The following is a 7,915-nucleotide window of genomic DNA, read 5'->3' as shown; positions in this document are numbered from 1 at the left end:
AAAAAAACGCCAAGCGAGCGAACCAGCTACCTATGCGTAGCTGAGTGTTGAAACCAATCCATATTCGCGGTAATGCCCACCGGCAAATCCAGCTACCTATGCGTAGCTGAGTGTTGAAACCCTGACTTTATATGTAATGTACCGACGGGTCGCAGCCAGCTACCTATGCGTAGCTGAGTGTTGAAACTCAGCTACGCATAGGTAGCTGGCTTTCGATATGTCTAGTGGCAATCCTACAAGAGATGTTTCAACACTCAGCTACGCATAGGTAGCTGGAATTGATAAAATTCGGTGTTTTCTTCGGATTTATGTTTCAACACTCAGCTACGCATAGGTAGCTGGGGTTATCTCGATTCGGGTAGACGTTATTGATGTAGTTTCAACACTCAGCTACGCATAGGTAGCTGGCAAGACGGTAGTGTCGCAGTCGCATTAGATATTACCGTTTCAACACTCAGCTACGCATAGGTAGCTGGTTAACCGGAGTAAACGAACTCGTTAGTTTTGTAAATGTTTCAACACTCAGCTACGCATAGGTAGCTGGATCACGGAAGGTCGCAAAGCATTTCCATGATAAGGTTTCAACACTCAGCTACGCATAGGTAGCTGGTCAGCGATGACAACACGAATTGGTGGGTAGGACGAGTTTCAACACTCAGCTACGCATAGGTAGCTGGTTAATAACACATTATTCGTTAAACGCCTACAAATGTTTCAACACTCAGCTACGCATAGGTAGCTGGCTGTTATTCTATACGGCAAAGACCCAATTACAGTGTTTCAACACTCAGCTACGCATAGGTAGCTGGAGATCACAACAAACTCAGTATTTTAAAGCGTTATGTTTCAACACTCAGCTACGCATAGGTAGCTGGATCTAAACAATCCGAAATAGACAAACCCAAAATCGTTTCAACACTCAGCTACGCATAGGTAGCTGGTGTTAGCGACAATGCTATGACGATTTGCAGTGCAATGTTTCAACACTCAGCTACGCATAGGTAGCTGGAACTTGCTAACGCTCGTGATCTACATTCTTTCCTTGTTTCAACACTCAGCTACGCATAGGTAGCTGGCCCGGCAGGATTGAGCGCGTAAATTCGACACATTGTTTCAACACTCAGCTACGCATAGGTAGCTGGCCAACCGCTTATCCAACATCTCACCGCCCAATTTGTTTCAACACTCAGCTACGCATAGGTAGCTGGTTCATCTGCCGTTTTATGCCATTGCTTAATCTCAGCAGTTTCAACACTCAGCTACGCATAGGTAGCTGGGAATATCCCAATATTCACAGATTTTTTCATCAATGTTTCAACACTCAGCTACGCATAGGTAGCTGGCTTCTTTCTCAAGCACGTTTAAGACCCATTTGCGGTTTCAACACTCAGCTACGCATAGGTAGCTGGTTAATTGCTTTTCTCATTTTTTTATCCTTGTAAAAGTTTCAACACTCAGCTACGCATAGGTAGCTGGTAGCACCGCGCTTATTCTTCCTTACAACAATAGACTGTTTCAACACTCAGCTACGCATAGGTAGCTGGCCGGCAAGTGCATTAATCCCTGACGCCCGACGCTGTTTCAACACTCAGCTACGCATAGGTAGCTGGTAACTCATCGGAATGGCGGTTATCTTGTCAAATGGGTTTCAACACTCAGCTACGCATAGGTAGCTGGAGATGCAGACAAATGGTTAGTCAGACTTTTTGGAGTTTCAACACTCAGCTACGCATAGGTAGCTGGATCCAACGTCCCGTGCGATAGGCTTGCCCGCGAGTTTCAACACTCAGCTACGCATAGGTAGCTGGGCACGGGCAAAAGCACTGCGGACGGAAAGCACGAGGTTTCAACACTCAGCTACGCATAGGTAGCTGGTTGAGAGTGTTGAAAATTCAACACTAACTGAATGTTTCAACACTCAGCTACGCATAGGTAGCTGGCTGCGACCCGTCGGTACATTACATATAAAGTCAGGGTTTCAACACTCAGCTACGCATAGGTAGCTGGATTTGCCGGTGGGCATTACCGCGAATATGGATTGGTTTCAACACTCAGCTACGCATAGGTAGCTGGTTCGCTCGCTTGGCGTTTTTTTAGCTAGTGAAAGAGTTTCAACACTCAGCTACGCATAGGTAGCTGGTTGAGTAACCAAAACACAAATTTCATCTTAGAGCTAGTTTCAACACTCAGCTACGCATAGGTAGCTGGCGGGGCGTGTGGGCTTGCTTGACTTAAATACGGAGTTTCAACACTCAGCTACGCATAGGTAGCTGGACCTTGCAAGCCAGATAGTTTCGAGTTTTCGAAGTTTCAACACTCAGCTACGCATAGGTAGCTGGCGCTTCGCTCGTTTGGCTTTTCTTTTGCCCTTGAAGTTTCAACACTCAGCTACGCATAGGTAGCTGGGTAAGCCGTTTGTGAAGACGGTGAGTAGCACGCAGTTTCAACACTCAGCTACGCATAGGTAGCTGGAACAAAGCAGCCGGGGAGCGAGTAGAGGAACTATCGTTTCAACACTCAGCTACGCATAGGTAGCTGGTTCTGCGCTATGTTCGTTAATGCACTATGAAAATGTTTCAACACTCAGCTACGCATAGGTAGCTGGGATTTCGCCATATATTTCGCCACCACATCCAAAAGTTTCAACACTCAGCTACGCATAGGTAGCTGGTCGTTTAGATATGACAAAACCCGTCACCTTAAAAAGTTTCAACACTCAGCTACGCATAGGTAGCTGGACTACTCTTTCACCCTGAGGCATTTGCCGAAATTGTTTCAACACTCAGCTACGCATAGGTAGCTGGTCGGTAGCAACTTCCGTTTTCTCCGCCTGACGTTGTTTCAACACTCAGCTACGCATAGGTAGCTGGCAATGCTTGAGGCAATCAAAATAAATATTGAGCGAGTTTCAACACTCAGCTACGCATAGGTAGCTGGTACCGGTTTATGATGTTTTCCAGTCTTTTTTGTCGTTTCAACACTCAGCTACGCATAGGTAGCTGGGAAATTAAACAGCAAATTATTAACGACGCTTTTGTTTCAACACTCAGCTACGCATAGGTAGCTGGATAAGCCGTTTGGCTTTCTTCCCCTTTTTGCCCCAAGTTTCAACACTCAGCTACGCATAGGTAGCTGGTTGCAAATCTATATACATTGCTAAATATTTCAGAGTTTCAACACTCAGCTACGCATAGGTAGCTGGGGTAACAAATTCGGTCAATGTAAAACTGACCGTGTTTCAACACTCAGCTACGCATAGGTAGCTGGTCATATTGTTCAGCAAAAAACACAAGCTAAGCTCAGTTTCAACACTCAGCTACGCATAGGTAGCTGGAGGAGAAACCCAAATGGCTAAAACCGATATTCACGTTTCAACACTCAGCTACGCATAGGTAGCTGGACAAATCCGCCGATATGCAACGAGGCAATAACCTCGTTTCAACACTCAGCTACGCATAGGTAGCTGGTTAAGCAACAGATCTTAGATTATGCCAAACAACAAGTTTCAACACTCAGCTACGCATAGGTAGCTGGTTCCACCGCTCTATGATATTCGCACTTTCAACAAGTTTCAACACTCAGCTACGCATAGGTAGCTGGTAAATGATTAACTAGCGGCAGGAGATAAAATTATGTTTCAACACTCAGCTACGCATAGGTAGCTGGTTCAGACGTCGTTACTATTTTGTGATCTTTAATTTGTTTCAACACTCAGCTACGCATAGGTAGCTGGGTTCAGTTCTACAAGAGAATTTCCTAGGATTTCCCGTTTCAACACTCAGCTACGCATAGGTAGCTGGTTCGCAAACGCCAACGAAACGTAAGACTGGTCGGGTTTCAACACTCAGCTACGCATAGGTAGCTGGATCGGTAGCAACTTCCGTTTTCTCCGCCTGACGTTGTTTCAACACTCAGCTACGCATAGGTAGCTGGTTTCTATCGGATCGTCATCCTCACCAGTTAACGGTTTCAACACTCAGCTACGCATAGGTAGCTGGCGATATAGGGATTTTGTGATTTGCACCAGCCGATGTTTCAACACTCAGCTACGCATAGGTAGCTGGCTAAAATCCACCACGCCAATAAAGCAAAAGCCAGTTTCAACACTCAGCTACGCATAGGTAGCTGGTTATTAAGTTTTAGATAACATTAAAACATAATAGTTTCAACACTCAGCTACGCATAGGTAGCTGGGATGGTTACTTTGGCTACTGCAAAAGTCAAGAAGTTTCAACACTCAGCTACGCATAGGTAGCTGGCGTCGCCTACGGATGAATCAATATCCGCTTGCAAGGTTTCAACACTCAGCTACGCATAGGTAGCTGGCGCTCCTTCGCCAAGGCTTGGTAGGTAAGGCCTGGAGAGCTTGTTTTCGCTAACCTATGGCAAAAAAGCGAAAAGGAGTATAGCACAGCCGATTGTGCTATACGAATAATTCATAAGTCCAAATTGTTAAAGAGAAAATTAAATTCGCTAACCATCCCGCATTTTGATGAGAACTACAGGTTAGCGATTAGATGACCAGCACGTCCTTAAACACGTCTACCGCCGGTTTTGCACCGTGGTGTTCCACTTTGCGACGCCATTTGCTGCCTAGGTGATAAAAACGCAGGCTGTCGGTGTCGGGGTTGTAGGTTTTCAATAATTTATCTTTCAACACTACCCACTGATCGGGCGTTACATCACATTCAAACACTGAATATTGTGCACGCACGCCGTAATCCAAGCAATGTTTGGCGATACGGCGCAGGCGTGCCGCACCTTCCGGGTCATCAAATGAAATATCGTAAGTAATTAGCATTAACATCGTTTTTCCTTAGCCATTGCAAGCGGTGGGATCTTGCCGAAATTTTGCAAATCAACGCATCAAAAACGGCGGATAGTGCGTCAAATCGCCGCGTAAATGGCGTGCCAGCAACATAGCCTGAATATAGGGCAGCAGCCCGATTTCTACTTCTTCATTTAAAAACGGGTGGACGATTTTTTCCTGCTTTTTCGCCTGCAAGGTCTGAAAAATCAGCTTGCGTGTTTCCGCCTTCATACTGACCGCACCGCCCGCTTCCTGCACAAAATCCTGTGGTTTGATTTGCCCACGGTTAATCAGGCTGAGCACCATTCTATCCACCCACCACGCGCGGAACTCTTCCAAAATATCCTGCGCTAAACTGTCGCGCCCCGGACGGTCGGCGTGTAGAAAGCCGATTTGCGGATCGAGCCCCACGCCTTGCAGCGCGCCGCTGATGTCTTTACCCAAAATACTATAAACGAAAGAGAGCAGTGCATTCACGCCATCGCGTGGCGGGCGGCGGTTGCGACCGTCAAAAGTAAAACCGCTTTTTTCGCTGATTAACTGCCCGAACACACCGAAATAACGCGCCGCCGCTTCGCCTTCAATGCCGCGAATCAACGCCAAATCGTCCGCCCGTTCCAGTTGTCGCAAACTCGAATTCAAGCCGACAATCGCTTCCTGCAACGCCGCATTTTCGCCGTAATTACGAATCTGCCGTTGCAACACCCGTTTCGACGATTGGATTTTCGCCGCAATAATATGGCGGGCGATCGGCACAGGATTTTGCTCCGACACCTTATATTGCGCCCGACGCAACAGCACACTGCCGCTCTGCCGCCCCTGCAAACGCCCCAAAAACCGCCCGTTTTCCGTAAAAAACGCCAGATTAACGTTATTTTCCCCGCAAAATCCCAACAAAAACGGCGACACCAGCACATTACCGAAACAGAAAATATGCCCGATAGAATGCACCGGCAACTGCGCCACTTTCTTACGTTCCTGCTCCACCACTAAGGTTTCCCGCTCTTTATGCAGATAGCTGCCTTGAGTGGTGATGTAGAGAGTGTTTTGAAGTTTTCTCATAATGTAAAAACTCCTTGGGTTTTGACCGCTCTTTTATGCCCCCTGAAAGTATTTTCAAGATATTTAAACAATATATGCGGTCTGAGTAGGCGATAATTTTCAAGATGTTTTGGAAATTTTCTATTACAAATTTATTCTCAATGTAAATGTATTTTCAGCTATTGGGATCCCGTCCCTTTCATATCCTAAAGCATTGCTTGATACGCTAATTGTAGAATTATGCTTTTTAGCAACAATATTAGCAACATATAAGCCAATACCTAAACCATCGTGATGTAATCTAGATGCATATTTCCCCCTGAAATTTTTTTCGAAAATTTTAGTCTTTTCATCATCTGAAATATATGGTCCATTTGAAATTACATTAACAATAATAGCCTTACCTAATATTTCAGTAAAAGAAATTTTTATTTTTTCATTTCCCATGCTATATTTCATTGCATTATGTAATAAGCTTAATGGTATTGTGGTAAATGACTGATAAACTGAGACTACTGAGTGAGAGTTTCCCTCTAACTTGAATGATTTATTGATCGATTTTGCCTCAGAGTTATATAATATTGCTTGAAATTTATCAAAAAGTTGATAGATTTGCGTATCTTTTTTAGAACCAAAATCTACATTTTCAGGATTGATAAAAATTTCATAAGCCTGCAAAGAATCATTTAATAATGTTGAACATTTATAGACAGATTTCAATCCGCTAGGAGCATTTTTAAATTTATCGGCAGTTGAACTTCCCTCGACTTTAGATAATAAATTTTCTGCATTAATTGATATTTGTCTAGCCCATTTTGAAGCGTCATGAAAAGAATTTAGAATGCTTGTTTTAACATTCAACTCAATTTTATCAATTTCAGATTTTATTATTTCTAATTGTTCAGTAACTATAGATTGAAATTGTTTCAGTTTTAATTTACTTATGCTTTTATATGCATAATGCCCCTGTTTTAGAGTGGATTTTTCTCCTAAGTGACCAAATGTACTAATTGTTAGATTAGAATATTCAACATGATATGATGAAATTTTATTACTGCAAACAAACTCTCCAGCTTTAGGTAGTTTTAAGCATTCCTTTGAATTGCATTTTATACATATGGGATTTTCAACTATCTCACCAGCTATTTTTTTACCATTGATGGCTATAGATGCTTTTCGTAAATTAAAATGATTTACTAAATTTAATTCAATTATTCTTTTCATGATTTACTTGATGGTTAAGTGACTCAACAATATTCAATAATTCTTCTTTTTTTTCATAGTCATAAGAAGATATTTTTTTCTTTAATGTTTCAAAAGAGATTTCTTTATCTAAAAACAAGATAATATTAGAAGTGATATTTTTTCTAATATCGCTTCTTGGTATTTTATATAATATAGAGTCAAGTTGTTGCGCCAAGTCTATTGTATTAAATTTTAACTTTGCAGCTTCTATAAGAATATCCTCTATTTCTATTGGCTCAATTGGAGTTTTAATTTTTAAATCTGCTAACTTATAAAAATCAGCTACACTTATATCAAACCTTTTTGATGAAGCTGCAATAATTGCTTGACCAACCGGCTTTGAGGTTCTAAGTCTTTTAAGTAATTCAAAACCGCCTTGTTTCAAATCTTCTTCAACAATTCCTGTTATATCTAATATAATTATGTGGTATTTGCTTATTGTGTCCATTTTAGATAGTGATATTTTTGTTATGCTTTCTATATCATATTTTGATTCCTTAAGATAATCTATTGGGTAATTCTGTGGTTCATCATCAAGAATTAAAATTCTTAGGTCTTTGGGATTTAGAAAAGATTTTTTATCCAAACCATTTTCTTGAATAAATTCATATATAGAATGATACTTTATAGTTGTTCTAACTCGTCTGACTTTATTACAAATCCATATTCTTGGTTTCTTGATCAAAGCTAAAAGCATTACACCTAATCCTACAATTCCACTTAAAGTTGAGAGCCACCCTAAATTGTTTATTTCTTCTATAATATATTCCATAAAAAGTTTCCTTAAATTAGTGAATTTTATATAACATCGTACGCATT

Annotated in this window: 4 protein-coding genes; all 4 read right to left on the bottom strand. The window is 41.9% G+C overall.

From position 1 onward, the window contains the following. Positions 1 to 4,513: 4,513 nt before the first annotated feature. Positions 4,514 to 4,807 carry a CRISPR-associated endonuclease Cas2 gene (gene cas2 / locus CVP04_RS10505; protein WP_100297469.1) on the bottom strand — a complete coding sequence of 98 codons (294 nt, stop codon included), beginning with the start codon at positions 4,805 to 4,807 and terminating at the stop codon, positions 4,514 to 4,516. A gap of 51 nt (positions 4,808 to 4,858) precedes the next feature. After that, complete coding sequence (gene cas1c, locus CVP04_RS10500; protein ID WP_100297468.1) at positions 4,859 to 5,872, bottom strand: type I-C CRISPR-associated endonuclease Cas1c; 1,014 nt, start codon at positions 5,870 to 5,872, stop codon at positions 4,859 to 4,861. 123 nt (positions 5,873 to 5,995) lie between these two features. Next, positions 5,996 to 7,075 carry a sensor histidine kinase gene (locus CVP04_RS10495; protein WP_100297467.1) on the bottom strand — a complete coding sequence of 360 codons (1,080 nt, stop codon included), beginning with the start codon at positions 7,073 to 7,075 and terminating at the stop codon, positions 5,996 to 5,998. Beyond that, a complete protein-coding gene (locus tag CVP04_RS10490; protein ID WP_100297466.1) occupies positions 7,059 to 7,868 on the bottom strand; it encodes a response regulator in 810 nt (269 codons plus the stop codon). The genes CVP04_RS10495 and CVP04_RS10490 overlap by 17 nt, the downstream gene beginning before the upstream one ends. Between the last annotated feature and the right edge of the window lie 47 nt (positions 7,869 to 7,915).

The sequence above is a fragment of the Caviibacterium pharyngocola genome (assembly GCF_002795405.1).
Taxonomy (GTDB): Bacteria; Pseudomonadota; Gammaproteobacteria; order Enterobacterales; family Pasteurellaceae; genus Caviibacterium; species Caviibacterium pharyngocola.
The sequence above is the reverse complement of the archived record's forward strand: the minus strand, read 5'-3'. Positions and strand labels throughout refer to the sequence as shown.

Bases quoted from the DNA above. Each gene is read 5' to 3' on its own strand.
- cas2 (WP_100297469.1), bottom strand. From the start codon at position 4,807: ATGTTAATGCTAATTACTTACGATATTTCATTTGATGACCCGGAAGGT.
- cas1c (WP_100297468.1), bottom strand. From the start codon at position 5,872: ATGAGAAAACTTCAAAACACTCTCTACATCACCACTCAAGGCAGCTAT.
- CVP04_RS10490 (WP_100297466.1), bottom strand. From the start codon at position 7,868: ATGGAATATATTATAGAAGAAATAAACAATTTAGGGTGGCTCTCAACT.
- CVP04_RS10495 (WP_100297467.1), bottom strand. From the start codon at position 7,075: ATGAAAAGAATAATTGAATTAAATTTAGTAAATCATTTTAATTTACGA.